The organism is Mesorhizobium sp. Cs1321R2N1 (assembly GCF_037179725.1).
GTDB classification, from domain to species: Bacteria; Pseudomonadota; Alphaproteobacteria; order Rhizobiales; family Rhizobiaceae; genus Mesorhizobium; species Mesorhizobium salmacidum.
In genome coordinates this window covers 1-25,826 of sequence record NZ_JAPYKP010000060.1, presented here as the reverse complement: position 1 = coordinate 25,826, position 25,826 = coordinate 1, and the positions used below count along the sequence as shown (strand labels likewise).

Annotated in this window: 28 protein-coding genes; 9 read left to right on the top strand and 19 right to left on the bottom strand. The window is 60.3% G+C overall.

The features are described from left to right. The first annotated feature begins 20 nt into the window (after positions 1 to 20). A complete protein-coding gene (locus tag O7A61_RS16945; RefSeq protein ID WP_337130782.1) occupies positions 21 to 206 on the top strand; it encodes a hypothetical protein in 186 nt (61 codons plus the stop codon). A 42-nt stretch (positions 207 to 248) separates the two neighbouring features. Here O7A61_RS16945 and O7A61_RS16940 read toward each other — a convergent pair whose 3' ends face one another. Continuing rightward, the gene (locus tag O7A61_RS16940) at positions 249 to 422 is read right to left on the bottom strand and encodes a hypothetical protein (protein WP_337130780.1); all 174 of its coding nucleotides are present in this window, start codon (positions 420 to 422) and stop codon (positions 249 to 251) included. Between the two features lie 275 nt (positions 423 to 697). On the opposite strand from O7A61_RS16940, the gene O7A61_RS16935 reads away from it, so the two are divergent. The 4 genes from O7A61_RS16935 to O7A61_RS16920 all read left to right on the top strand — a co-directional run bounded on the left by O7A61_RS16935 (position 698) and on the right by O7A61_RS16920 (position 1,613). Next, positions 698 to 859, top strand: a complete 162-nt coding sequence (locus tag O7A61_RS16935) for a hypothetical protein (RefSeq protein WP_337130779.1) — start codon at positions 698 to 700, stop codon at positions 857 to 859. Then, positions 849 to 1,028, top strand: a complete 180-nt coding sequence (locus O7A61_RS16930; protein WP_027146074.1) for a hypothetical protein — start codon at positions 849 to 851, stop codon at positions 1,026 to 1,028. Before O7A61_RS16935 ends, O7A61_RS16930 begins: the two co-directional genes overlap by 11 nt. Then, a complete protein-coding gene (locus tag O7A61_RS16925) occupies positions 1,025 to 1,327 on the top strand; it encodes a hypothetical protein (protein WP_337130778.1) in 303 nt (100 codons plus the stop codon). Before O7A61_RS16930 ends, O7A61_RS16925 begins: the two co-directional genes overlap by 4 nt. Positions 1,328 to 1,400: 73 nt before the next feature. After that, positions 1,401 to 1,613: a hypothetical protein gene (locus O7A61_RS16920; protein ID WP_337130777.1), complete on the top strand. Its 213-nt coding sequence runs from the start codon at positions 1,401 to 1,403 to the stop codon at positions 1,611 to 1,613. 128 nt (positions 1,614 to 1,741) lie between these two features. Here O7A61_RS16920 and O7A61_RS16915 read toward each other — a convergent pair whose 3' ends face one another. From O7A61_RS16915 to O7A61_RS16890, 6 genes are all read right to left on the bottom strand, one after another. Beyond that, positions 1,742 to 1,918: a hypothetical protein gene (locus O7A61_RS16915; RefSeq protein WP_337130776.1), complete on the bottom strand. Its 177-nt coding sequence runs from the start codon at positions 1,916 to 1,918 to the stop codon at positions 1,742 to 1,744. Between the two features lie 547 nt (positions 1,919 to 2,465). Beyond that, complete coding sequence (locus tag O7A61_RS16910; protein WP_337130775.1) at positions 2,466 to 3,296, bottom strand: thermonuclease family protein; 831 nt, start codon at positions 3,294 to 3,296, stop codon at positions 2,466 to 2,468. Between the two features lie 115 nt (positions 3,297 to 3,411). Continuing rightward, entirely contained in the window at positions 3,412 to 3,951 is a 540-nt protein-coding gene (locus O7A61_RS16905; RefSeq protein ID WP_337130774.1) for a class I SAM-dependent methyltransferase, read from the bottom strand. Between the two features lie 169 nt (positions 3,952 to 4,120). Next, complete coding sequence (locus tag O7A61_RS16900; protein ID WP_337130773.1) at positions 4,121 to 4,291, bottom strand: hypothetical protein; 171 nt, start codon at positions 4,289 to 4,291, stop codon at positions 4,121 to 4,123. Positions 4,292 to 4,649: 358 nt separating this feature from the next. Beyond that, the gene (locus tag O7A61_RS16895) at positions 4,650 to 4,958 is read right to left on the bottom strand and encodes a hypothetical protein (protein WP_337130772.1); all 309 of its coding nucleotides are present in this window, start codon (positions 4,956 to 4,958) and stop codon (positions 4,650 to 4,652) included. A 26-nt stretch (positions 4,959 to 4,984) separates the two neighbouring features. Then, entirely contained in the window at positions 4,985 to 5,188 is a 204-nt protein-coding gene (locus tag O7A61_RS16890; RefSeq protein ID WP_337130771.1) for a hypothetical protein, read from the bottom strand. 765 nt (positions 5,189 to 5,953) lie between these two features. Between O7A61_RS16890 and O7A61_RS16885 the strand changes: the two genes are divergently transcribed. Beyond that, the gene (locus O7A61_RS16885; RefSeq protein WP_337130770.1) at positions 5,954 to 6,184 is read left to right on the top strand and encodes a DUF768 domain-containing protein; all 231 of its coding nucleotides are present in this window, start codon (positions 5,954 to 5,956) and stop codon (positions 6,182 to 6,184) included. A gap of 115 nt (positions 6,185 to 6,299) precedes the next feature. Further along, positions 6,300 to 7,004, top strand: a complete 705-nt coding sequence (locus tag O7A61_RS16880; protein ID WP_337130769.1) for a helix-turn-helix domain-containing protein — start codon at positions 6,300 to 6,302, stop codon at positions 7,002 to 7,004. An 839-nt stretch (positions 7,005 to 7,843) separates the two neighbouring features. Here O7A61_RS16880 and O7A61_RS16875 read toward each other — a convergent pair. The 9 genes from O7A61_RS16875 to O7A61_RS16835 all read right to left on the bottom strand — a co-directional run bounded on the left by O7A61_RS16875 (position 7,844) and on the right by O7A61_RS16835 (position 18,887). Then, the gene (locus O7A61_RS16875; protein ID WP_051442822.1) at positions 7,844 to 8,668 is read right to left on the bottom strand and encodes a sugar-binding domain-containing protein; all 825 of its coding nucleotides are present in this window, start codon (positions 8,666 to 8,668) and stop codon (positions 7,844 to 7,846) included. Positions 8,669 to 8,935: 267 nt separating this feature from the next. Beyond that, on the bottom strand, positions 8,936 to 9,991 hold the full coding sequence (locus O7A61_RS16870) for a hypothetical protein (RefSeq protein WP_337130768.1): 1,056 nt from the start codon (positions 9,989 to 9,991) through the stop codon (positions 8,936 to 8,938). Further along, a complete protein-coding gene (locus O7A61_RS16865; protein ID WP_337130767.1) occupies positions 9,992 to 11,074 on the bottom strand; it encodes an ABC transporter ATP-binding protein in 1,083 nt (360 codons plus the stop codon). Positions 11,075 to 11,148: 74 nt separating this feature from the next. After that, complete coding sequence (locus O7A61_RS16860) at positions 11,149 to 12,474, bottom strand: iron-containing alcohol dehydrogenase (protein WP_337130766.1); 1,326 nt, start codon at positions 12,472 to 12,474, stop codon at positions 11,149 to 11,151. Further along, positions 12,467 to 13,996: a xylulokinase gene (locus tag O7A61_RS16855; RefSeq protein ID WP_337130787.1), complete on the bottom strand. Its 1,530-nt coding sequence runs from the start codon at positions 13,994 to 13,996 to the stop codon at positions 12,467 to 12,469. The genes O7A61_RS16860 and O7A61_RS16855 overlap by 8 nt, the downstream gene beginning before the upstream one ends. A 69-nt stretch (positions 13,997 to 14,065) precedes the next feature. Continuing rightward, positions 14,066 to 15,595 carry an ABC transporter substrate-binding protein gene (locus O7A61_RS16850; protein ID WP_337130765.1) on the bottom strand — a complete coding sequence of 510 codons (1,530 nt, stop codon included), beginning with the start codon at positions 15,593 to 15,595 and terminating at the stop codon, positions 14,066 to 14,068. 45 nt (positions 15,596 to 15,640) lie between these two features. After that, on the bottom strand, positions 15,641 to 16,540 hold the full coding sequence (locus O7A61_RS16845; protein WP_337130764.1) for a carbohydrate ABC transporter permease: 900 nt from the start codon (positions 16,538 to 16,540) through the stop codon (positions 15,641 to 15,643). Next, complete coding sequence (locus tag O7A61_RS16840; RefSeq protein WP_337130763.1) at positions 16,540 to 17,451, bottom strand: carbohydrate ABC transporter permease; 912 nt, start codon at positions 17,449 to 17,451, stop codon at positions 16,540 to 16,542. Before O7A61_RS16840 ends, O7A61_RS16845 begins: the two co-directional genes overlap by 1 nt. A gap of 389 nt (positions 17,452 to 17,840) precedes the next feature. Beyond that, positions 17,841 to 18,887: an NAD(P)-dependent alcohol dehydrogenase gene (locus tag O7A61_RS16835; RefSeq protein ID WP_337130762.1), complete on the bottom strand. Its 1,047-nt coding sequence runs from the start codon at positions 18,885 to 18,887 to the stop codon at positions 17,841 to 17,843. A 407-nt stretch (positions 18,888 to 19,294) separates the two neighbouring features. On the opposite strand from O7A61_RS16835, the gene O7A61_RS16830 reads away from it, so the two are divergent. Together O7A61_RS16830 and O7A61_RS16825 are read left to right on the top strand one after the other, a co-directional pair. After that, complete coding sequence (locus O7A61_RS16830; RefSeq protein WP_337130761.1) at positions 19,295 to 20,581, top strand: SDR family oxidoreductase; 1,287 nt, start codon at positions 19,295 to 19,297, stop codon at positions 20,579 to 20,581. Continuing rightward, complete coding sequence (locus O7A61_RS16825) at positions 20,581 to 21,057, top strand: DUF2269 family protein (RefSeq protein WP_337130760.1); 477 nt, start codon at positions 20,581 to 20,583, stop codon at positions 21,055 to 21,057. Before O7A61_RS16830 ends, O7A61_RS16825 begins: the two co-directional genes overlap by 1 nt. Positions 21,058 to 21,492: 435 nt before the next feature. Here O7A61_RS16825 and O7A61_RS16820 read toward each other — a convergent pair whose 3' ends face one another. The 3 genes from O7A61_RS16820 to O7A61_RS16810 form a co-directional block, all read right to left on the bottom strand. Then, positions 21,493 to 21,654 carry a hypothetical protein gene (locus O7A61_RS16820; protein WP_337130759.1) on the bottom strand — a complete coding sequence of 54 codons (162 nt, stop codon included), beginning with the start codon at positions 21,652 to 21,654 and terminating at the stop codon, positions 21,493 to 21,495. Between the two features lie 194 nt (positions 21,655 to 21,848). After that, positions 21,849 to 22,505, bottom strand: a complete 657-nt coding sequence (locus O7A61_RS16815) for an outer membrane protein (protein ID WP_337130758.1) — start codon at positions 22,503 to 22,505, stop codon at positions 21,849 to 21,851. Between the two features lie 1,822 nt (positions 22,506 to 24,327). Next, positions 24,328 to 24,525 (bottom strand): DUF6894 family protein, encoded by a 198-nt coding sequence (locus tag O7A61_RS16810; RefSeq protein ID WP_442921084.1) that lies wholly within the window; start codon positions 24,523 to 24,525, stop codon positions 24,328 to 24,330. Between the last annotated feature and the right edge of the window lie 1,301 nt (positions 24,526 to 25,826).

The following is a 25,826-nucleotide window of genomic DNA, read 5'->3' as shown; positions in this document are numbered from 1 at the left end:
GCAGCGATCGCTGACACCAGATGAGCAGGCGGCGGGAACTCGCCAAGCTGCGCGGCCGCGCATGTCGTGCCAGGCGCAAGCACGACAAGATCGCCGACACCATCGACGGCCTGTTGACGAATGGTGATCTGCCCGCATGGGACGACGACGACCCGGCAAAGATCTTGGCGGCGCTGCTGCGGCGCATGCGCTTCGACCTGAAGTGAATTTCGGCGTGACGCTAAACCGTAACGCACAAATTCCCCGCGCTACCTTCGAAGCATGAAGGCATCTAGTTCGAGCAGCACCTCAAACATGGCGGCCAGGAAATCGACATCGCCGCACGCGTTGGCCTTGGCCAGTTCCACCGGTCGGTTCTGAATTCCTCGAAGCGCCTCCGGCTTCGACGAACGCTTCGCCGAGATTGAAGCCCGCGCGGCCAAGCTCGAGCGAGCCCTTCGAAATCGACGAATTGATCGAAGATGGCGGCAGAACAGTTGTTCGCCGGATCATCCGAAATGGCGAAGTCTCAGATCGACCCACTACGTCACCATCGCGCCGATCTTCCGCGGCGTGTTCGATCACACGCGCACATATCTGCCTGGCGACATGGTGAGCCGCGCCGGAAGCCTATGGTGCTGCGACACCGAATGCAAGGGTCCCTCCGACGTCAACAATTTCACCTTGGCGGTGAAGCGCGGACGGGACGCCGCTAACCATGAATGAGACCCTGGGGTTCAAGGCGCACCAGGCCGCGATCCGGGAGCGCGTGCTGCGCCGCGTGTTCGGCCAAAAAGTTGAGGCCAGGCTTGCGGAAGTCAACCGTGGGGCAGCCAAGCGCAGGGCACTGGACGAGAAAGGCAGTACCGATGAGCAATGACGCCGGCTACACCCAAGCCCTGGTCACGAGCTGCGTTCAGGCGCTGATCAATCACCTCGGTCGAGTACCCAACGAGCGAGAGCGCGATCTGCTCGCCACAGCCATCACCCGGCATCTCCATGAGCGCCGCCAGGCCGACGGACAAAGCGACAGCATCATGCTGCCATGAATGACCTCCGCGATGCTGCCCATACCGCAGCCGAAAAATACCCCGCGCATCTCATGGCCGATCCCGACACGGACGCGCAAGAGATCCCGGCCAAGCTTGAGGCCTTCGTAGAAACGGAGTTAATGCCGATCGCCGACAAGGCAGTCGAACTCGTCGAAGGGCATATCGCTCCACTAGGCGCCACGAGCACTGACATGGCCGTCGCCGGTCAGACAGGGGGCGGGCGGGTGACAATCGAAACCGCAAACGAGGGCTGTAACCGCTGGGTGCTTATCCAGGGATTTTTTTGCCGGGGCTGATTATTTCGGCGCAAATGACGTCATGGTGGTCGGTGCCGTTCGCGAGAGCCCATTCGGATCTTCGGGCGTCGGATTGACCGTCAACGGCGCCGCCGCGACGGAATGGAGCGCACGTGAAGCAGTTTTGGGGTTCATCTCCGGCGGCTGGCTAAATTTCTTCGTCTGCCAGGCTTGCGCGCTGGTGACGGCCGATATCGTCTACACCGGCAGCGCCGGAGCTCAAGCCGCAAGCCTCATCGTCTGGACCCTTGGCAATGGTTTGAACGCTGCGCCGGTGATGGGGTGACGTCGCTTCAAGCGGAAAGCGCCAGGAGATCACCGGCGCCGTCCCGGCGATCGGTGTTTGCGAGCCGACGATCACCAATTTCACACAAGAAGGGTCGGCATCGGACGCCGTGGTCGAGGATGTCGATTTCACCAGCCCGACAGGCAGCCATCGCATCGTCGCTTGTCACCTGGAAACGATGGAGCCTTGGCCAGGGCGAACACCGTGCTGAGCGCCAGCGCTGCAGCAACAGGCGCGAATCTCTTCGCATGGGTGATCAGAGGCACCTTCACGGCGCGGGTCAGATCGTCGAAAACGGTTTCCATCAGCGAACGCTAAACGATCCCTTTCCAACAACCAGTTAACAGCGCCGTTCGGTATCCAATTGCTACAAGGGGGGCCAATTGAGCAGTTGGCGCACCATCCAATCGTGCCAGCCATCCTTCAGCGCGACCAGGGCGGAGCATATTATCGCGATCGTCAACAGGACGTAGGCAAGCACCTCTACCGGCATGTCCATACAATGTGGTGGCCGGACGGGAGCCTGGGTCCATGTAGCCGGTGATATTTCGCCAGCAAGACGCTGTGCATTTCTGGCTCTTTTCCTATCGAGCAGTTGTTGCGCGAATTGCTGCCGTGTCTGCTCCGATGACGAGAGCGAGTTGTCCTGAAGCCAAGCTTTGAACTTTCCGGGGTGGACACGTACCCTAATTGCGGGAGAGCCCCGGCGACGTTGCTCAGCTTCGGACGCTCTGAATTTCTCCCACCACTCGTCCCAGGTCGGCGGCAGATCACCGGCTTCCGAAAGCTTTAGGATGAGAGCGTAATCACGGGGGTTGTAGACCGGCACGGCCGGCCATTGATCGGTGCCCGTCACCGCCGCGCTTTCCTCCAGCCGGCCGCTTGCGCCTCAGCCTCGCTGCAGAACCAGCGCTCGCCGTACTGCGGGCTGATCTTCGTCTCCCAGTAATGTTCCTGGCCGGGAACGTGGTAGATGTGCTCTCCGGTGTTGATCGAGATGTTGCCTTTGATAATGCAGGTGAGGTTGCCGAGAAGCCCGAAGCCGGTTGACTGTTCGCTGACCGTCTCCACCTTATCGGCATTGGCGGCTCGCCAGTCCCAGGGCTGATCGAAGTGGCCCTGCCATAGGCCTCGCTTGGCCGCCTTAGCGGACGCCTGCTCGGTTGCGAATGCCCCCTTCGAATAGCGGGGCCAGTCTAGAGCGAGGCCCTGTGCGACAAGCCACTTCTGGACGCTTTTGAGATCGGCTCGGTAGCAATCGCCGACAAGCCGGCCGTATCGGTCGCGATCCACGAAGCCGCAGTAGAGCGGTCTCGATGCAGCCAGGAATTCGTCTAGGGCCTGGGCAGCTTGTCGACCGCAAGGATATTCGAAGCCCTTGGCGTCATTGCAATACTGTTTGCTCTCCGGCGCATCGATGCCATTGAAGCGAATTCGCTGGCCAGCGATCTCGACAGTGTCACCATCGATGACCGTGGCGCGCCCGCCCAAAGGCGGAGGTAGAGGGTCGACCCAAGTTGATATTGCCGATGGCAACGATGCGGCATGGTTCATGACATATTGGGTGGCGAAGGCAGCGGCAGCAGCCACGGTGACCAAGACCAGCCGCATGGGCGTTCCGGACGTGCCTTTGCGCCACCTGTTAGCCTGATCGGCGCCTATATTAAGCTGGTCTTTGCCCAAAGCCCGTCTCCCGGGCAGAGAATGCTTCCATTGCGGGAGAGAGTCCAGACAGCATTAGTGAATGCTAAAGAGCAGGCGGAACCTTTGTTGCCGCAGCGTTCCGCACGCGGATAGCTCAGTTTCGTATACCTGTCGCGACGGCCCATGCCGTCTCCGAGTTCGGTTTTCGAACCTCCGTCTCGCTGAACCCCACACCTTGCAGAGCAGCTGTGATCTCGTCCGGCTCACGTGGGATGAAGATATCTGCTGGCATGTTCATCCGGTCCATATGCGCCTTGGGAAGGAAGCCCAAAACGATTCGCCCGCCGGGCCTGAGAACTCGTGCCAACTCAGCAGATCCGGCTTTCAGGCTTTGCCAGAAGTATACTGTGTGGACGCTGAGGGCTTTGTCGAATGTCGCATCCGGCAAGGGCAGCTTTTCAACCGCGCCGACGTGAAACTCTGCTCGTCCGTCGCGCACCGCATCGGCAAACTGGCGAGCGGCAGCGCTCACCACATCGCGGGAGCGATCAACACCGCACACGAATGACGCGCCAGGGAGAAGGCGCTGCACTGCTGCGCCGCCGCCGAAACCGACTTCCAGCACTCGATCTTTCGGAACCAGCTGTAATTGATCGAGAGCGAAGTTGTTCAGCCGGGCGTTGCCCCGGTTCATACCAGCTCGGACGAGCCAGCCGGCAATACCAGCCGGCCAGGAAAGCTGCTTTGCTATGAACCTTGGCGCCATCTTATTCCCAACCCTGCCGATCATAGGGCGGTTCGCCGGCTGTGAGCAACCATTCTGTCGTTGAGCCGCTGGCTCCGGCCGGCGGGCTTTTTGCGTTTCAGGAGCCTTTGACGACTTCGGGCTTCAGCCGCTCATGCCTCGGCTTCTCGTGCCACATCACCTGACGCAGATCGCGCATGTCGACCGGCTGTCCGCAGATCTTGCACTTATAGAAAAGGTCGCCCTCCTCGGAGGGCTCGTGCGGGTTGCCCTTAATGGGCGGTTCCAAGGTCTGAAGGCTTCGTCATGCGGCCAGCAACATCCCGCCATGGCAAAAGTTCCGGAAACTATTTTAGCTAAAGCTGATTGACTCACGGTACAGCAATCCCCGGGGGGCGACATGCCGCAATATCAGGTTCAGATCAGGGCCAGCGGATCGGTGGTGTCTTCGAGCATGCTCATGGCACAGCTTCCCTTCAAGGCGGCAGGGGCACACATGGGCCAGCCTTTCACATTATGGCGTCAGGAGGAAAACTGGGTGCGTGTGTCACGGAGACCAAGGGCGAAAAGCGAACCTTCGCTTTCGTTTGTCGGAAGGCATGAGCGCTTCTGTTGCGGTTCCTTGCTTGCAGGTTGGCGGCCCGCCCTCATGTCGGCTTGTCCACCAGCGACGCCTTTCTGGTCGGCGGCTTGTAGGCATTCACCAGCCTGGCGACAGCGGCATCGACGGTCACGGGAATGCCCAGGTTGACCGTTACGCGGTTTTTGTCGAGTAGGTGCGTAACGTTGCCGATCAACTCGATGTGCTGCCCCTTCTGCACGTTTGTTGATGTGTCGATGACCGAATGCGGCTGCCCATAAGACGGGATGGAAACGCTCACCCGGTCCTCCGTCACCCGCCGCCGAACGGTCGCGGTGATGGCGACCTCATCGCCGATGTTGATGCCCTTGGCCATAGCCGTGAGTCTAGGCGGCGGCGAGCTTAGGCGCCGGCCTTCACCTTCTTCAGCTGCTCTCTGGCTTCAGCGACCCGTCTTTGCGCGTCTCGTACGGTGTCACAGAGGGTGATGTCGATGCCCACGCCATATCGCTTGTCCAACATCCGTTCGACACGTGTGAGTTCGGATTCAGCTTGGTTTACACTCAGCCTGGCCTTGGCAAGCTCCATCTCGAAAATTTCAACCATTGTTTTGCGTCCGTTGGGTCCCTTCCATTAGGAAATCGTCATATTCCGCTTTGGTTCCGGTGCCGGCGAGCGGGAACATTCCGGGGAAACAAATGTTAGTCCAGCCATGACCCAGGCTGATCCCTCAACCGATCGCTGATAGCATCCTTGTCGTCGCTGCACGTTTGCAGGCGGCGCTCGACAACCGAGCGGCCGCGATATCGCAAGGCCTCCCTGGAAGATACAAGGAAGACCATTAACATTGTAAGTGACCTCACGAGGCCGGCACACGACGGTTGGTGGCGTGTGTTGGGGATCACCCATAATGTCGGACAAAGGGAATGGCGGTGGCCCGTTCGAGGTCACAATGGTCGCGATCATGGCATTAGCGGCACTCGGAATTGCCGTGATCTTCGGGACAGCAGCGTTCTGGCCTGGGTAGCGCGGTGTCAAGGCAAGCAGAGTCTTGTCGGCTCGGCGCCATGAAGCAAGAGGGTTGCCTGAAGGACGCCGAGCCTAACCGGCGAGATTAGCGGGGGGCCGCGTCGTCTCGCCGGCTAAGGGTTTATGCGCTCTTTAAGGCAGCTCGCACAAAGCATCCGAACGAACTAAGGGGTCAGCCGATCGGCGGCGACAGGCAATTTCGTTGCTGCATCACCGACCGCTGTTCTGGCGAGGTTCCTTAGAGGGGCTGACGTAGATGAATCTGCCTAATTGGGTTCCCTTTGATCCCAGCGCTCCCTGTATTCTAGCGGAACCTAATATGCGCCGGATGCTTATGGAAAAATGAGCACACGCGGCGCCAATTTCCTCGACCGGTGGATGGCAGAGCATCTGCCGGATGCGGTGACCGACGACCCGGCCGCGATAAACGATCTAGTTGACCAGGTGATGGAAGCTGCGGACCGAGAGGGCGTCGCGGTAAGCGAGATCTATGAGGAAGTCGGCAGCGTCTTCGAAGTGATCGCGGAGGCGATGCAGCACCGCGATGGCAGTTTGCCCGAGGCTTGGCAATAAGTCGCGACTTAAGCATGATCTGCGGCATGCTCGATTGTGATCTGACCGAGCGGCCCGGCAAGGGATGGACGCCGTGGAAAGAGGGCGCCGTCGACCTTGATATCGACAAAACCTGGTGGGCGGCGCGGAGCCTGCAGATTGCGGCTTTGCTCTGGGGCGTGTCACATATATTCCTCGAGGCGAACTGGCACTGCCTCTCGCGAATCTTATCGAGAGCCGGGGTCTGGGCTACCCGAATACTCTTGAGAGCCGGGCACAGACCCTTTTGCTCAAACGGGAATATTTCCGGCAAGAGGTCGAATTGCTCAAGGCCAAGCTGGCTCGTGAGATCCGCGCCATTATCAAGCGTCGGCGCCTGACCCAGGCGAAATCGGCTCAACTGCTTGGCATGAAACAGCCAGACGTATCAGCGATCGTCACCGGCCGTACGGGGAAGTTTTCAATCGATCGCCTTGTTCGGTGCCTGGGCCGGCTCGATTACAAAGTTGATGTGGTCGTTCGACACAAGCCGCGTAAATCCGTACGAACGGCAGGGCTTAACTATCTGCAGAAACTTGGAGTCCAGCTCTCGATAAGATCTCCCTCGTCAGAGATTTCCATTTCCTCTTCCTCCTGGCCTATTTCGGTGGAGACGAGTCCGGCACCTTGGGCGGCCCCATCGCGACCAAAACGAATTAGCCGTTCGCGATCGAGAGCTGCGAGGTTACACTTCCCCAGATGTCTTAAAGGAGACTTGGTCGGCGTCTCACCGCGATCGACCTGGCGCTCGGTTTCGGTCCCCAGCACCGTGCGTCGTCGGGGCGCAGGAAGGTCTCGCTGACGTAGCGATCTTTGCGACGGACTTGGACACGCCAGGAGCCGGACGAGAGTTTCGTGTAGGTGGCCGTTTTTGTGTGCGCTCCGTGTGCACTGAGAGATCGAAACGTGGCGAAAAGGGTCGTATTCTGCGTAAATTGTGTGCACTCGGCAGGTTCTGGTCGCGGCTATTCGCGTAGCGAGATTGCGAGGATCAGGAGCGTGTTCGACGGCAGGATTTCGATACCCGCCATGCCCGGCCCGCACCAGTCCACGGGAGGCGCCAGAGTGGCAAATGTGTCATCACGGGCTTCGCCAGCCCGCTCCGCCCCCAACAGGGCACAGTGGAGAACCTGTGAGCGTCGGGTTGTGTCGGGCCAAGAGCCTACACCAGGCCGAGCTTGCAGGACGGTGCAAAGCGCTTTATTGAGCGCGCGGCCGATTGAGGGCGGCCACCCGTTTTCAAAGGTCGCCCCATGTCGGATAACTTCTCGCGTCTAACCGCCTTTCTCGCCGTTGTGCTAGCCCTCCTTTGTGCTGGTTTCCAGTTCCACAACGGCCACGCCATTCCCACGCTCTACTTCATGGTCGGTGCAATCCTGGTGACGGCGTTCACTCACCTAAACGTTCGCAGAGGACTGATTTAGCGGTCATGCGATAAGTTCGCGCCAGTTGCCTTTTTCAGTGGACGCTTTGAGCGTGATATCCAACGGGATCGGTGCGCTGGCTGGTAGGCGATGCAGGGATTGACCCTGCGACCACTGAATAAGAAGGTGGTCGTGGCTTTGTCCTGGCCCGTTGCAGCCGCGCGCAAGGCGCTGTTTCACTCGATCTTTGGCAACCGATGCCAAAGGCCCGTCTAAGCTAGGGCTTTTCTGCAAGGATCGCCGCGGCGGTTTGCTCGTCCGTGATCAAAACATCGACGACACCGAGACGCAGCACCGCGCGCAGCACCGGAACCTTGTCGAGGCCACCGGAGGGCAGGATGACGGTGTCGATGTCGCGCAGGCTTTCAGGAGCGAGGCCTATCACACGATGGTTGAGCGGGTGATCGACGAGCTGTCCATCGGCATCGATCCAGTGGCCGCAAATATCGCCGACGGCGCCTGCCTGGTGCAGCGATATGAGATCGTCCTCGCCTATCAGCCCGATCCGAAAAATGGTTGCGTCCTTATGCACCGCACCGACCGAGACGAAAGCGGCATCGACGTCGCGGGCATGTGTGAAGGCGTCTTCCAGGATCGACTGGCGCATCAGCAGATCGCGCGTGGCCTCGGTATCGGTGAACACCGGTGCGGCGATGTAGAAACATTCCGCCTCGTAGAGCGCAGCGAGCCGCGACGCCATCTCATAGATGTTGATCGCCGACCCGCGCGTCAGTCCGCCGAGCAAGGAAACGACGGACATCCCTTTGACCGGACGTACAGTCACCGACCGGAGGCTGAGTTGGAGCGTGCGACCCCATCCCACGCCCACCGATATCCCGTCGCGGATCCTGAGCGACAGGGCTTGCCCGGCGGCGGCTGCGATGACTTGGGGTAGCAGAGCAGGATCGGGCGGTGTCGGAACCACGATTGGATCCGAGACGCCGTAGCTATGACGCAACCGGTTCTCCAGCTCAATGCAGTTCGCCACCTTCGAATTGATGCGGATCTGAACTATCCCCCGCTCGCGGGCCTGCGCCAGCATTCGATTGACGCGAAGGCGAGTTAGGCCAAGGGACTTGGCGATTTGGGCTTGCGTGAGGTCTCCGACATACGCCAGCCAGGCGGCGCGGACGAGGAGCCCTTCCTCACGATCCGTCGAGACGGAGCTGGTTACGGCGTGGCGGCCATCACGTTTTTTTCGGGGTGGTTTCTCCATCACAACATTCTGTCCACTGCGCGGGCTACGAACGGCTCGGCGGCGCCGTGTCCGAATCGATATCAAGCGTTGGTTGACTTTCTGGCATCGTCCTTAGCACCGGTGATAGCGGTCGAAGGACAAGCCCAGCGGGGCATCATGGCAAATCGCGTCGATGATGGCAGCCGTCAGCGGCAGGTGATCGCCCGGAAGTAAACCTTGCGCCATCATTTTCTCCAATGTTTGGCCAAGATCCAGCGCCAGTTGCGCGCCCTCGACCGTGTCCGAGCTCATATGTTCCCGCTTGGCTACGGAATAAGGCAAGCCGCGGCCAAGCAAGCGTCCCATGCGGCCGTTGCGGCCGGCTTGGCAGGTCACATAAAGATCACCGGAGCCAGCCAGTCCCTGCACTGTTTCGATTCTTCCGCCCAGGGCTTCGACCAAAATGGCCATCTCGGCGAGCGATTGCGAAAAAAGGGACGAGGCAAGGTTGTGCATGAGGGCACCATTTGGCGCCTTGTGGTCGCGCTCCAGCAGTCCGATCGGAGCGCCAACCGCCAGCGTGTAGAAATTCTTGAAAGCGGCGCAGATCTCGACACCGACGAGATCGGACGACGGTCGCATGTGATAGAAGGGAGCTCGCAGAATGTGGGACGCCGCAGCAATCTGGTCCGGGTCGTGCCCGGCCACAATCACTGAGGTATCACGCTGTGCCGCCAGCTCGCCGGCAATGCAGGGTCCGCCGACAGCCATCACTGGGATGGTCAAGGCGGTGCGCCGTTCAATCTCGCGAGCGAGCAGATGTGGCAGGATTTCAATGCCTGCGTCGCTCGCGGCGAGGCCTTTTGTGATCATCAGTATCGGCACTGGCGACTCGATGCTCTCAGCAATGCGGTCGATCGCCCAGGGAACGCCGGCCGACGAGACGCCGAGTACAAGCAGATCGGGCCCCTCCTTCATCGCTGCCCCGAAGGCAGTCCAGGAACAGGCGGTTACTGCGCCAGGTAGAGTAATGTTGAGGCGCGGATGATGACCTGTGCCCGCCACGGAGCCAATGATTTCCTCATCGAGATGGGTGCCAACGAGAGTGATGCGGTTACCCGCGTGAGCGGCCGGAAGGGTCATGGCAGAGCCCATGACGCCGGCGCCGAGGATAACGATCCGCGCCATTCAATTGCTCTCCTTGTCCAGTCTTTTGCCGCTGTCTTGATCGAACAGGTGGATTCGGTCAGGCATCGGCTCCAGATGGATCACGGCTCCGGGAGAGAGTTCCATGCGATCATGCAGCACCGAGCAGATCGTGCTGTCGCCCATGCTTGCAAAGATATGAATCTCGGGGCCGGTCGGCTCCACAACGTTGACCGTCGTCGGGATGCCGCTCCAGTTGGCCACCGGTCGAAGATGTTCGGGGCGAATACCATAGATCACCTTCTGCCCGGGCCGGACCGCAGCCTTCGGCGGCAGCGGGAGAGATAGCTTGTCTGTCCGCACCACCCAGGCATCGCGCTCGGGCGCCACCTCGCCATGGAACAAATTCATTGCAGGCGAGCCGATGAACGAGGCGACAAAGAGATTTGCGGGGTGATCGTAGACATCAAGCGGCCGCCCGATCTGCTCGACGTGGCCGTCGCGCATGATGACGATGACATCGGCCATGGTCATAGCCTCGATCTGGTCGTGCGTGACGTAGACGGTGGTGGTCTTCAACCGCTGATGGAGTTCCTTGATTTCCGTCCGCATCTGCACGCGCAGTTTGGCGTCGAGGTTGGACAGCGGCTCGTCAAACAGGAATACGGTTGGATCGCGCACGATGGCTCGGCCCATGGCAACGCGCTGCCGCTGGCCGCCCGAAAGCTGGCGGGGATACCGTTCGAGATAGGGAGTGAGGTTGAGGATCGACGCCGCCCATCCCACCTTCTGATTGATTTCTTCCTTGGAGCGTTTCTTCAACTGCATGGAAAAGGCCATGTTGTCGAAGACCGTCATGTGGGCGTAAAGCGCATAATTCTGGAAGACCATCGCGATGTTGCGATCCTTGGGATGAAGAGTATTGACGACCCTGTCGCCGATGGCGATCGCACCGGACGTGATTGGCTCAAGACCGGCTATCATGCGTAGCAGAGTGGACTTGCCGCACCCGGACGGCCCCAACAGCACGACGAACTGGCCATCTTCGATCGAAAGATCGAGCCCAGGGATCACCTCGACGGCGCCATACTCCTTCCTTATGTTGCTGATGGTGACAGAGGCCATAAATTGCGATCCCTTCTATTGCGCTTACCCTGTTGGCTTCGCCTTGCGACATGCCGGCGGCGATCCAATACGGTTCACCATTCGCTCTCCAGGAACTCTTCAAGGAGCCCCGCATCGGCGGCCAGATTAACAAAGGACCAGCGGCCACGGATTTCTCGCGAGTAGCGAATGGCGTCGTGCCAAAGCTGTCGCGGTAGACCTAATTCTGCTCCGGTGAGCGGCCCTCCCGCAGCCTTGAGCGCCTCCTCCATGCGGGCAACCGGCGTTGCCATCGGACGAAGCTCCCGGCGCAGAGCCGGCCAGATTTCCCAAAGTTTGCGGTTGAAGGCTTCCGTCTGGCTGTGATCGAGTGCTGTCTTCTTCATCTCCGCAATGCAAAGTGGTCCAAGTTGCGCCCCATAGCGGGCCAGCATCGCGGTCTCATCGACAAGGGTCGGCCTTGCCTGCGGCGGCTCTTCCGTGTCCATCAGCCTGGCTTGCAGACGCGCCATGACCAGCGAGGCAACCCCAACCTGCTGACCGTGAGTGGTACCGGGATGATGCTCTCGCGCGAACATGTCGATCCAGTGGGAGATTTGGTGCTCTCCCATGGAGCCGGGATGTGAAACGCCGGCGAAGCAGACGCCCATCGAGCATAGCGTCAAGACTCGCTGGAGGTGCCCGACTGCGGTGATGTCATGCCTGGCAAGGCCAGACGCATGGGCCAGCATGGGTTCCTCATCGCCCGCCTGCAGCAAGTAGGGCACGTCGGAATAGTAGGTGCCGAACAGCCGATGCGAGGCCCACCAATCGATCTGCGCGGTGGAACGGCAAAGGCTGTCGCCAAGTCCGGCGGCGCTGAGCCAGGTCGGCGCTGCGGCCGAAACGCCAAGATCCAGGAAGATGCCGCGCGGAGCGTGCGAGGGCAGCGAGATTTTGAGCCCTGACGCCAAGGTCACCGACGCTGTCGAGGCGCCGTAGCCATTCATCGACGCTGCCGTGCCGAAGACGGCATAAGGCCGGTCGTCGAGGAAGGTTGCATGCTTGCAGCTGTCGTTGAGGACGCCGGATCCCACGGCCACGACCCCGTCGGAGTGACGCGTCCTCTCTCTGACCATCTGGATCGTCGCCTCGTCGCAGGCGAGATCTGGAGGCAGCACGATTTCGTCGACATCGGCGATGGCACGCAGCCCCTTCGCGACGCGCCGACCCATCACTTCGACGGTGTTGACGTCGGACACTACTGCGATGCGGCTGCCCAACGTCAGAGGTGCAACGAGATCCGCCTCGCGACCCTCGGTTGTCTCCAGCAATTCGATCGTTTGGAACGGCAGGTCGGCGGCCGCGCCTGTGTTGGGATCCTTCCAGCGTCCTGCGACAACATCCTCGATCAAGGCGTTCCAGTTGATCGTTTCAGCCATGGTCAGCCTCCACGAAAGCCGCGAGTCGCTGGTTCCAAGCGGAAAGCGTTGGCCAAAGATCGGCGTGAATCGCAAGAAGTTCGGCATAGCGGCCGGCACGGTCCGCATCGGGTTCGAAGGACCTGGCGGGTTCGGCGGCCATCGTGAGAGAGGCTTCTGCGATCGTGGAAAACCAGCCCACCCCCTTTGCCGCGGCCATTGCCGCTCCGAGCGAGGAGGCTTCCACGGTCGTAGAACGTTTTATGGGACAATTGAGTGCATCCGCCAGAATCTGCATCCACAGGTCGGACTTCGCTCCTCCGCCGATCGCGATGAAACGGTCGATGTTCTGAGCAGCCGCGGCAGCGGCCCGCTGACTTGTCGCGGCTTGGTGCAGCGCTATTCCTTCCAGCACGGCGCGGTAAAGGTCGCCCCGGCGGCTCGAGCCGGAAAGCCCGGCAATTACACCGCGGGCGGCGCTGTCCCAGTGCGGATCCATGACGCCCTGCCAATAGGGCAGGAGCATTATCCCGCCTGCTCCGATCGGGCTGGCGGCGGCCTCGGCCTCAAGTGTCTGCAGGGAGCCCCTGGACCCACCAAGATCGGCGCCAAGCATTTCACGCGTCATCCAGTCGATGAGAAAAGTGCCGGCGCGAAGGCACGTTTCGTAGATATATCCATCCTCGGCGACCGCCGTCTCGGTGCGGAAGGCCGGGTCATGGACGTAGTCGATGCCGAAGCTGCCGGAGACGACCGCCGTGCCGAGGTTTATGTAGGCGCAGCCCGCCTGTAAGACACCAGAGCCCGTGCCGGCGCACTGACCGTCGCCGCCGCCAGCGACGATCGGCGTGCCCTCCCGCAAGCCCGTCAGCATGGCGGCTTGCGGGGTCAATTGGCCCAAGATGGTGCCAGGCCGCGCCAGATCCAGCATCATTGGCCGTGGGACTCCGGCCGCGTCCAGTATCTCGTTGGACCAGTCCATGGCTCGCATATCGAGCACGCCCATTGGGTCTGCGGAGGCGGTCGACGTTACCCACCGGCCGCTCAAGCGAAAGACCAGGTAGCCATGCACCTCGGCCATTCGCTGCACCCGGGCAAAGATTTCGGGCTGCTCCTCGCGGAACCAGATCATGCGATAGAGGCACGGGATGACGTCCAGCGGCTTGCCGGATATGGCATGGATGCGTGCCGCGCCGAAGAACTCGCCGAAACGGCGTGCCTTGTGGCGGGCACGCTCATCGAGCCAGAGAGTTGCGGGCCCGATCGCTTCCCCCTGCTCATCGAAAAGGCCGAAGCTTTCGCGCTGGTTGGAAATGGCAAGGCCGGCAATGCGTGCCGGCGAAACTGTTGCCGTCACGGTGCGGAGCGCTGTAACCGTCGAGGCCCACCACTCGGCTGGATCCTGCTCGAAATACCCGGAACGAGGGTTGGACATTGCTATCGACGCACGGCCCTCCGCCACGGCGCGACCGTTGCGGTCCCAGGCAATCGCCTTGGTCGCCGAGGTCGAGGAATCAATGCCGATGACGAGATCCGGAACCATTGCCACCATTTTGCCAAAGGGGCGAGGGCGGTCGAAACCGCCCGTCGCCGAAATCACTGGAGTATCACGCTAAAGGCCGGCATCCTTGACCTTGCCGTCGACAATACCGGCAATGGCATCCAGGCATGCCTTGGCGTCGCCGCCATAGTCTTGGCCCGTTAGCAGCTTGCCGAGCTCAACCGGGATGTCATTGTTCGACAAATCTGCCCAAATCGGCATGTCCGGCTCCGATCCCATTTGGTTGTCGATGGTGTATTTGATCGCGTCGAAATGGCGTGTGGTACCCGGTCCAACAACGGCTTTCGCCTTGACCCGAGGGTCGGTGAAGGAGGAATTGCGCATCGGCGAGGCGCCGCCGCCCAGCGTCGACACCCGTGCCATCACGTCCTTCGAGCAGACCCACTGCATGAACAGCCATGCTGCTTCCTTGTTCTTGGAATATTGCGACAGCGAGATCGTGGAACCGCCCTGGTGGCCGACGGCCGGGATTTCATTGAAGCCGCAATCGGCGACGGCGCGACGGCCGGGGACCTCCTTGGGCGCCGGCAGAGCCTCGAACAGTCCTTTGACCTTGGAATCGTTGGCATCGAAGCCGGGGAAATCCTCGCCCCAGGTGATTGCCATGGCGGCCTGTCCCTGTGTCAGGGCCTGCCCCTGACCATCCCAGGTCCATGTCGTCGCGGAGGGCGGCGAGTTCTTGACCAGCTCCTGGTAGAATTTTAGCCCGGCCACCCCGCGCTCGTCGTTGCCGACAAACTTCTTGTCCTTGTTGAAGATCGAGCCGCCATGCCCCCACAGTGCGAAGGTCCAGTCGCATTCGAGCGAATAATGGCCGGACTTGGCCTGGCAGGCGGTGCCAAAGATGCCATTGCCCTTTTCCGCCTCTGTGAGAGCCTGCACGGCCTTGAGATAGGCGTCGAGGTCTGTCGGCAACGCGATATTGTGTTTGTCGAAAAGGTCTTTCCGATACATCAGGATGAAGATCGGGATATCGAAGGGAATACCGCATTGTTTGCCATTATACATGGCGATGCCATCGACAAGCGGCTTGGAGAAATCGTCCCAGTCGAAATCTGGCATCGCCAGTTCTTTGTTCTGGCCGTAGTATTCGCGCGGATCGATGACATCCTGAGCAAACGTCGCCATCCAAGACTGGTCGAGATAGTAGACGTCATAGGTGCCCAGCTGGCCCTGTACGTCCTGCGTAGCCTTGGCGAGAACCTGTTCCAGCGGGACGATCTCGACCTCGACCTCAATGCCGGTCGCCTTGGTGAACTCACCAGCGACGAGCTGGTTGGCGACGATCGTTGGCGGCGTCGCTTCCGAAGTGTAACGGATTTTCGTGCCGGCATAGGGTTTGCCGACATCGGCCAGCCACTTCAGCATATCCGTGTCCTGGGCGCGGGCTTCTTCGACCCCCAGGCCCAGCCCGGGGCGATTGGAGCGGCCGCCGCCCAGCATGGCCGAGCCAAAGGCAGAAAAGCCAACGCCAGCCAGCGCCATCTTCCTCATGAAGTCGCGTTTGGTCATTCGGTTCGCCGTAAAGTCATTGCAGGTATCGGCGACGAATGTCTTCTTGTCGTGTTCTCTGAAGCTCATGATCGTTCCTCCTTTGCGATTTGTTTAATGCTTCTCGTTTGGGCCTCACTCCTTCAGCGATCCGAGGGTGAGGCCCCGGACCAGATGCCGTTGAACCAGTAGGATAAAGATGAAGCTGGGTATGATCGCGGACGTGCCAAGTGCTGTGATGTAGCCCCACTCGGTCGCGGTCGAGGTGACAAAAGTCGAAATCTTCACCGGCACAGTGCGGATCGACGTTGTCAGGAACAGAGAGAGCAGGAACTCGGTCCATGAAAAGATGAAACACAGCACAGCTGTCGCGGCGATGCCACCTTTGACCATGGGAACGACCACACGTCGAAACGTCTGCCAGCGCGTAGCGCCGTCAATCAGTGCCGCCTCGTCGACCTCGCGCGGGACATCGTCGAAGAACGACTTCAAAAGCAAGACGGCCAGCGGCAGGTTGATCAAACTGTGAACGAGGATCAGCCCCGTATAGGTGTCGCGCAATCCGAGATCCCGGAACATGAAAACGACCGGTATGACGATCGCGATTGGCGGCATGAAGCGCTGCGAGAGGATCCAAAAAAGGAAAGACTGCTGGCCCCTGAACTGCATTCGTGACAGACAATATGCGGCCAGTGTCGCCAGCAACAGCGTCAGTGCCGTCGAGCCGACAGCTATGATCGCGCTGTCGAGAAGCGACTGGCGGGAATCGTAGGAACTGGCGCCCCCCTTGATCACCCCCGCCGCCTCGCCGCCCTGTTCCATGCCTATGTCGACGCGCGAGACGCCAAGCAACGTCACGCGGTAATTGTCCGGCGTCGGCGTGAAACCGGTGTAGACCGGTCCGCTGCGTTCGAAGATCGCGGAGTAGGGTTTGACGGAGGACAGAGCCCACCAGGCGATCGGGAACATGAAGATCGCCACCACCAACACGGCGAGCACGTCGCGGGTGATCATCTGGACGCGGGACGGCTCCATCAGAACCTCACCTTGAAAAGCCTGACAAAGACGTTGGACACGGCGATCAGCACAACCAGCACAATCAGCGACAGGGTCGCGGCGTAGGGGAAGTCTCCGGTGAAGTAGATGCGGCCGGCATAGAATGAAAGCGTTTCGGTAGCCGTGCCTGGCCCGCCGGCAGTGATGATGTAGACGTAGTCATAGATGCGGAAGAGATCGACGCCGCGGATCAGTACGGCGACCGCTATCACCTTGCGCAGCATCGGCAGTGTAAGCCGCAAGAATGTCTGGATGCCGTTGGCCCCGTCGATCGCTGCGGCTTCGAAAGGTTCTTTCGGCAGCGCGCGCAGGCCTGCCAGGATGATGAGCACCATGAAGGGCGTCCATTGCCATATGTCTGCCAGCAGGATCGCCAGCAATGCGGTAACCGGCTGCGTCAGGATCGGCTGCGCCGGCGAGATCAGGTCGAGGGCGTAGAGGTAGAACGACAGGACACCGAAAGAGCCGTCCTGCATCAGCAAGAACATCATTCCTGTCACGGCAGGCGGCACGACCAGCGGCAGCGTCATCAGCGCCCGAAGTATCCCATAGCCCTTGCGATCGGTATCAAGCAGAAGCGCAATGAGGATGCCGAGTGCAAGCTGAACGGCCAGTGCGACGAAGGTGTAAATCAGCGTCGTTTCCAAAGAGTGCCACATACGCGTATCCGAGAATGCGCGCGCCCATTGGTGCACTCCGGCGAAATCAAGCTGCCGGGAAACGACATTGCGTTTGTGAAACGACAGCCAGACCGAATAGGCGAGAGGATAGATGCCGAAAACCAGAAGCATCACCGTGATTGGCGCGAGCCAGGGAAAAGGATGATCGGCCGTCATGAACCGGGGTAGGGCCCAGCTGGACCTCTCCTGCGTGAAGGTTGCCGTGCTCACGGGCAAATCTCCGCTTGGTGAGAGAGATGCATTGGCCTTTCTCCCTATCGGCCAGATCGTGCAAACTTGAACTTTTGTAAGTTTGTTGTGCCTTTTGTTAAGGCAGCGTGTGGGACGCGTGTTGACTTGTCAAGTCAGATCCATGTCGGCGGGCGCTGCCGTCGCACGCCGTCCATCACAGCCGGACATGGACTGTTTTCTGGAACGCGACGGAAGCAGGAGACCGTCTGCATCGGGTCATCGCTGCGTTGAGCCAGTTGCAACTGCGATCACCGACATGGTGGTCATCGCAATGGAGACGGGGAACTACCAATAGTCGACCAGTTCACCAGGCATGGACGCATCAAGGAGAGTTGAGGCGGGCCAAATCTGTTAGCCCGGCGTTCGCCTTAATCCGGCAGTCTGATCTGCAGCTTCACGTCCGCCGGCCGGCCTTCGACCGCGCGGTCGAAAGCCGCGATGGAATCTTCGAAGGGAAAGGTTGCCGAAATCAGTGGCTTGAGGTCGACCCTACCCGATGCCATCAGCGCGATCGCTCTGTCATATTGGTGGGCATAGCGGAAGACCGTCTCGATGCGGATTTCCTTGGTCGAGGCCGTAGCGATGTCGAACGCCACCGGCGCCACCGGTAGGCCGACCACCACCACGGCGCCGCCGGGTCGCGGCAGATCGAGCAACGTCTCCCATGCTTTGGGCGACCCGGAGCATTCGAAGACCACGTCGGCGCCCCAGCCGGCGGTCAGCCGTTTCACCTCCGCCCCTAGGTTCTTGTCGCGGATGTTGACCGGGACCACACCCTTGAAGCTTTTGGCGATGTCGAGCTTGGGTTGAGCGAGGTCTGCGACGATGGCGCGGGCACAGCCGCCGGCAAGGGCGGCAATCGCCACCATCGTGCCGATCGGCCCTGCCCCAAGCACCACCGCTGTGTCACCCGGCGCGATCTTGGCCTTGGCCGCAGCCTGCATGCCTACGGCGAAGGGCTCGACCATGGCGCCTTCGGCGAAGCTGACATTGTCGGGCAATTTGAAGGTGTAGTTGCCGGGGTGAACGACATGGGCTGTTAATACGCCATGAATCGGCGGCGTCGCCCAGAACCTGACCGCCGGGTCGATGTTGTAGAGGCCGAGCCGGCTCGCCCGCGAATTGGGATCCGGGATGCCTGGTTCCATGCAGACGCGGTCGCCGATCTTCAGATGCTCGACGCCTTCGCCTGTTTCCACGATGGTGCCAGCGGCTTCGTGGCCCAAGACGATCGGCGCTTGGACCACGAACGGGCCGATGCGCCCATGGGTGTAGTAATGCACGTCGGACCCACAGACACCTACCGTATCGATCTTGATACGAACCTCGCCAGGGCCCACTGTCTGCGGCAGATCGATATCACGCAGCCTGAGTTGGTGCTGACGTTCAAGGACAAGGGCGCGAACTTTCGTCATCGACGTAATCTCCTCTAGCCAATTGCCCCTCTCGCCTAGGACCGGCTGCCGCCCTGGTCAAACAGCCAAGCCATGGCTGGTTGGATATGGACCGCCGTTGGCAATCTATCGGACTCTGCTGGTCAGCGTCGATATGGACAAGCGAAGAAGGCTTCCACGGTCCTGCGATCGTGTATGCCCGGCTGGTCGACCACTCCTTCCAGGCGCTACCCAATTTCCCGGCGGAACTGAACGCAAGAGACGTTGTTGGTTAGCAGCGGGGTGCGGTTGCGCCAAAAGTGAGGAAAGCTTGGAACACTCCTTCGAGTTTCGAACGACCCTGATAGCCGCCCCCTCGTCAGCTATGTTGGGGTTTAGCCACCAAGCAATGCGCATTGCGGCCTGATCTCCATGCCAGGTTTCATGCGATGAAAGTCTTGGTAGCGGGCGCAACTGGTCTCATTGGTGCTGCGGTATGCGCGCGGCTTAGCCAGGAAGGACAGGAGGTCTATCGTGTTGTTCGGCGCAGCGGATCGCGCTGTTTTTCAGGGAGCCGCGAGATTGTGTTGGACGTCGCGAAGACCTTGGATCCCGCAGACTGGCATCGCCATTTGTCAGGTGTCGATGCCGTCGTCAACTGCGTCGGCGTCCTGCAAAAAGGACTGCATGATAGCCCACGCGCGGTTCACCAGAGCGCGGCAGCGGCGTTGTTCAAGGCATGTGCGCAAACAGGGGTCACGAAGGTCATCCATTTCTCTGCAATTGGGGTGGACCGCCTACAGCTCTCCCCGTTTTCGTCCAGCAAGCTAGCGGGGGATGAAGCGCTAATGGCTCTTGATCTTGACTGGGTCATACTGCGGCCGGCTGTCGTACTCGGACGACCCGCCTATGGAGCGAGCGCACTGTTTCGCGGGTTGGCCGCTTTACCACTTCTCCCGGTGATGCCGAATACCGGGCGCCTCCAGGTCGTCCAACTCGAAGACGTCGTGTCCACGGTCGAATTTTTTCTGCGCCCCGACAGTCCTTCCCGTGTGGCGGTGGAACTGGCCGGGCCCGAGGCACTCTTGATGAGCGAGGTCATCGACCATTATCGTCGCTGGTTCGGCTGGAGAAAAGCTCGAGAATTTGTCATTCCGGGCGCGGCTTCCAGGGTGCTCTACCGCTTGGGCGATCTGGCAGGCGCGCTCGGATGGCGGCCACCGATGCGGACCAACGCCGCGAAGGAGATCACGCGAGGTGCGACGGGCGACCCTCAGCCGTGGATGAGGATGACCGGGCTCCAGCCGTCGAGCCTGTCGAGCACACTTGCGACCAACCCCGCGACGGTACAGGAACGATGGTTTGCTCGCCTCTATTTCGTCAAGCCAGCCATTTTCGTCGTGCTTCCTTTTTTCTGGATTATGACTGGCATCATCTCGCTTACCACCGGGTGGCGTAGCGGTGTCGAACTTCTGAGCAATACGGCAGTCAGCGCACTGGCCGAGCCGACAGTGGTGGCCGGCGCGCTTGCCGACATTGCGGTGGGCACGCTGATTGCCTGGCGACCAACTGCCCGGCTGGGACTTTGGGCAGCGATCGGGATCTCGTTGTTCTATGGGGTTTCGGGCACGATCTTGCGTCCGGGACTTTGGAACGAGCCGCTCGGTCCGCTGATGAAGATCCTGCCAATCCTCGTCGTGCACTTCGTCGCGCTAGCGGTCCTGGCGGAGCGCTGATGGTCTATTTCCTGCTGAAGTTCCTCCACATCATCGGGGCCGCCATCCTACTCGGCACGGGCGCTGGTATCGCATTCTTCATGCTGCTTGCGCACCGGACAGGCAATGCTGCGACGATTGCCGCAGTAGCCCGGATCGTCGTCATTGCGGATTTCGTGTTCACGGCCACGGCCGTTGTCGCGCAGCCTGTGACGGGGGTCGCGCTCGCCTGGCAAGCCGGCTATTCGCTTTGGGAGGGCTGGGTTGCCCTGTCGATTCTGCTCTACATCGTCACCGGTCTGTTCTGGCTTCCAGTCGTCTGGATGCAAATAGCGATGCGCAATCTGGCGGCAGAGGCAGCAGCATCCGGCGAGCCTCCACCTGAGCGCTACAGTCGGCTGTTCCGGGTGTGGTTTATCTTCGGCTTCCCAGCATTCGCAGCCGTGACCGCGATATTCTGGCTGATGATTACGCGACCCGTCATCGAATGGATCTAACTTATCATTTGGGGCGCGAACGCGGCCTGGTGGCGCTCTCGGCGTGCTGCTCTACCATCAGATAGCACCGGCAATCCCACGTAGTCACATGCACGTCATCTCCAGTTTCCCCATTGGCTTCGGCCCGGTGGGCATCTTTTTTGGAGGCCAGAAACATTGCCGGGTCGGAGGTTCTTGGACCTTAGTGCAGATCAGGGTGAATCGGGAGCATTCATCGGAACCAAACTCTTATCTGCGGATTGTTCCGCTCAGCATGGAGATGACCCCTCAACTCCGAGCGCCAAGGGCCCGCTGCGCTCCCCGAGGCAGCGGGCCTTCTTGTTTGTGGAACCCGAGCCGCCCCTCCTCTGGATAGAGTAGTAAAGGAGGCGCATGTGGAACCGAAGACATTATGCGAAGTGCAGGTCCCGCCCGGGATTTGGGTGACGCTGCCAATCATCTCGATGTGCTGCCGCTTCTGACCTTCGTTGTTTGATCGCCAATCGAATGCGGCTGTCCATAAGAAGCGATGGAAACGCTCACGCGGTCCTCAGTTACCCGCCGCCGGACGGTTGCGGTTATCGCGACCTCATCGCCGATATTGATGCCCTTGGCCATGACCCCAGGCCGTCCAAAGGCTTCGTCAAGTGATGCCTAGTCTTGCGTCGGCCCAATTCGGCGGCGACCTCTCCGGAGCGTGCGCCATCGCAGTTCCCAGTCGACCTGCCGCTGGATGATCCGCGATAGCTTGATGGCTCGCTCTTCGTCATCAACCAAACTGAAGTTTGGCGCCACCGCCGATGCGCGAACAATTAGAATTTTATGGCGATGCCGACGCGGAAATCATGTGTCTGAAGGGTATGGTCGAGGGTACATCCACCGCCACAATATTCGAGCGACTTCTTACCGAAGAAGGAGAAATCGTACTCGCCGCGAAGGAATACCTTATGGGTCAGCGCCACATCGATGCCGGCGCCTACGAGACCACCCACCACAGTTGCAGCGCGCTCCGCGTCCCCACCCGGAAAGAACGTTTTCAGCTTTGCAGCAGTGACGCCGGCCGTGACAAACGGCATATAAGCTCCCATGTCCATCCCGACGCGTCCCTTCAACGAGCCGAACAAGCCAGTTGAAGCGTCTAGTGTGCCGGGGCCGGGAATGTCGTCAAACGTGTTCTTCTTGAAGCGGTAGCCAAGCTCGCCTTCAATGCCGTAGACAACCTTGCCCAACTGGAAATTATAGCCAGCAAATCCACCAATCGTTGCCGAACCGACGCTGTGCGTAGCGCTGGCACCGATAGTCGGTTCACTGATCTTGTAATGTTCCAGCGTTCCCGCGCCAAACACGCCCGCGTATGGCCCTTGCCAAGTCCATTCCGTGGTATCGACGGGAGCCGTAATGAGATCGGCCGATAAGGCCGATGCGCTGAACGAAAGCGAAATCAAGGAAGCGAGCAACAGAGCTTTCATAGTAATCCCCTAGCCGAAGCGCCTGTTATCGAATCAACGGCAAAATTTGTATGTAGCTGAAAAGCCACACCCGCGAGCCTCAGTTCTTAGGCGGGGATGGACATCATTGGCACCCAGCGCCGCGAGCAGGGCAAGTCAGCCACGCTGCTCACGAGGGACAAGGCAAGGAATGAGGCCACTAGGGAGCGAGACCGACGAAGCAAGTCGAGAGCCTCTACCGCACGACGAGGCCCTAGTGCATTTTGAACGCGGTTTGACAGAGCAGGCATACACTACCCGTCCCCCATCTCATCTCGCTTCTCGACGGCCTCAATGATTGCCTTCGCCAGCGCCTCGGCCTCGTGGATCGGTTGCGGCCCGTAGAGGGCGTTGACCATCTCGCGGCTCGGCAGCACGCCGGCCGGACACGTCTCAAAGCCCGCTGGCTCCCGCCGGCGGGCTTTTTCGTTTGATGTTCCACGGCGGCACAGTCCTGATTGCTTCCTGGCCTCAGCCCGGATCCCCGGCGCCCCCGGGCTAGTGCTTTACATCCTAGGGAGCCGGCCGCTGCCGTGAATGGGGCGGCGTGCTGTGGGGTCGGTGGGCCCATGCTGAGAAGGGATCACATCATTAACTCCGGCCATGACCAATAACGCGAATACGATCATGATCCCAATGGCAAGGTATTCCAAGATGAGGCGAGAGGGCATGCACGACCGCCTCCAGAACACGACAGTTCAGGACATAGCTTCGCCCTTTATGTGGTCAATCCCTTCGCAACCAACGCCGCCGCCACTCGTTGACCTATGCTGGTTGATCCCAGCACACTCCAAAACTTCCCCGCTGCCGAAAGGTGGCGGGCTTTTTCGCATCGAAATTGACCCGTCTGGCACGGCATGTTGAGCATGCGGCGGGCAATTCCTCAGGCCGGCTTTTTCGTTGGTGCTTCATGGCGGCACAGGGCCCTCGGCACCGATATTGCATCCCCCTAGCAGCCTGGGTCACCCGCCCCGGGCCGGCCCTTGGTTCATCCCTAGGGACGCCCGCCGCTGCCGTGAATGGGGCGGCGGGAGCGGGACGTTGCCACACCGGTTGGTTTTTGGCAGCTTGCTTGAGCGGCCTCTCAGCGGCCGGCACCAGTCCAAATCATTTTAAGTACCGCTTAAGGCTTCGGAAGTCTTCTTCAGAACTAACCTCGCTCTCGCTCACCAGAGAAACTGTTGTGCAAACGTCCTGAGCAGCGCGGGCACTTATGACCGCGACCTGCGCCAGCTCTGCCTGTTGATCGCGCGACGCTGAGGCCCAACTAGGCCCCGGCGCAGACCCGAGCGCCGGGGCTTTGTTAAGCTTTGTTAATTCCTATATCCGAGTGATCCTACGCAATCCTAGCCGTATCCGCTGGGCTTCCGCATAGGACAGCGGGAATGATTCCAGTTCAAATGATCGGGTAAGTTCTTGGTCATTCTCGATGACGCGGACGAACCATTCGCCGCTGGCTTCCGCCACTTCGACGCGCGCCGCCACCTTGCGGAACGGAACCTGTGGCTGCCCAATCGTTAGATCAAGTGGGATCTGTCCGTTGCGGACTTATGGCTGGGTATCGTCCGGCGCTCCGGTGATCTGGCTAACCGCTGCCTCCGTAAGCTTGTGATCCGCAAGCCCCTGAATGAACCGTTTGGCAGGTTCGCCCCATTCGGAAGGCGAGACATTGTTTTCGCAAACAGACTTCATAAAAGCCTCGCGCAGGGCGTCGAGGGCGAAGATGGAAGGGCGTTGGCTGTCGTTATCTGGAATACGGGAATATGACGGCCAAAGGCGGGGCTTCAAGGGAGCGACTGCAAACTCAGTTAATGTCCTTCAGGCGCGACTGTCTGGCGAGATGCGCCGTGCGGGGACGTTTCGCCTCGATCTCAAACTTGATGCTCGCCCCCACCAAATCCCCGCCCTCATCTCGCACGATAATGGCTAGCTGGCGGCAATCGCCGTCAGGCAATCTCTCTCCCATTATCTCTGCTAGAGCTTTGATCGCCTCGTGTTCAATGGCGAGGCCTTCACAATCGATCCATCATCATCCGGGAAGATAGTGTCGTTGTCGTCCAGATGGAAATAGTAGAGTGCCGTAGCCCGAACATGGCGGCTTGGCGTTTGTTCCTCGCCCTTACGCAATTCCGACCTTCGCGGCTGCGGACAGTGACACCCGACATGTAGGGAGGGAGGCTGAAAGAGATCGTCGACGCTCAGTAGGCGGGGGGCTTCGGGGACTTAAATGATTGCCGGCCCAGTTGTCGATTTCCCGTGAACTGGCGTGACCGACGAAGCCGAACTGGTCTCGCTGTCCAAGCAGCCGCTCGACCGGTGGGGAAGATAGATGGCCGTTGCCAAGAAGGATCATGGCCTAAGGACGGCAAGGATCGCGGGGGGAAGAGGTGGACAGTCTCCATCGACGCGATCCTGCATCACGACCCTGGCCTGTCTAGATAGGCCCGTAAGCTTATGAGCATAGCTGCCCCCACAGTGGGCGGGGGCTGGGATTTGCCGGAGCCGCCTGCGCAGTCAGGGTGGTTTGACCGCGCTGTCCGGAATAGGACGGCGCGGTCAAGGAGTCGGCAACTCTTCGTGCCGAGGAGTTCCTCCATTCGGCGGTTATGCTATCCGGAAGACTTACTTGCGTTCCCGCCGCGGCAGGCAACATCCTTTCAGCAATTCCATTGGCCGCAGCAGCGCTTGCCTGAGCCCGCGCTGTGGTCGGGAATGGGAATAGGAACCCGGTCCGTGTAGAGTTGTGGAGCGGGTTCCTGCTGCCTCAACGGTGTCTTATCAAAGCCGCGCTGAGGGCGGCGGCAATGCCTTGGTCGAGCAACAGTGGTGTCTACTGGCCCGCTGATCTGGATAAGCTCCAGCGGGTGTTCGGTCGGCTGTGTAGCGAGCGCCGTCTAGCCAAAAAAGACAGGGAACAGCGGGAGTCCTTGGCTAGGGAAGTGTTCCAGGTTTTCGATGCCGGGATCACGAACGAAGCCGACCTATTGCGGGCTATTTCCAGGCGGGTAAGACGTCCCGCTTGATGGCGGCTTCTATGTAGCCTTGTCCATCAGTGGCGCCTTCGGCCTCGGCGGCTTAGTCACCAGCCTGACGGTATCGGTATCGATGGTGACGGGAAGCCCAGGTCCACCGCCAAGCTCAAGGAGTTCGGCGAGATTTTTCTCGGCGCCATTGGGGCGCATCAAGCCGGGGCGTCGGTCCGAGGTCTCAATATCGGCGAACTCTGTCGCCGTAGGTGCAAGCGGAGCACAAGGCAGAACCCCTATGTCAGCCTGATCACTTTACCCGTTGCGTCCAGGTGGC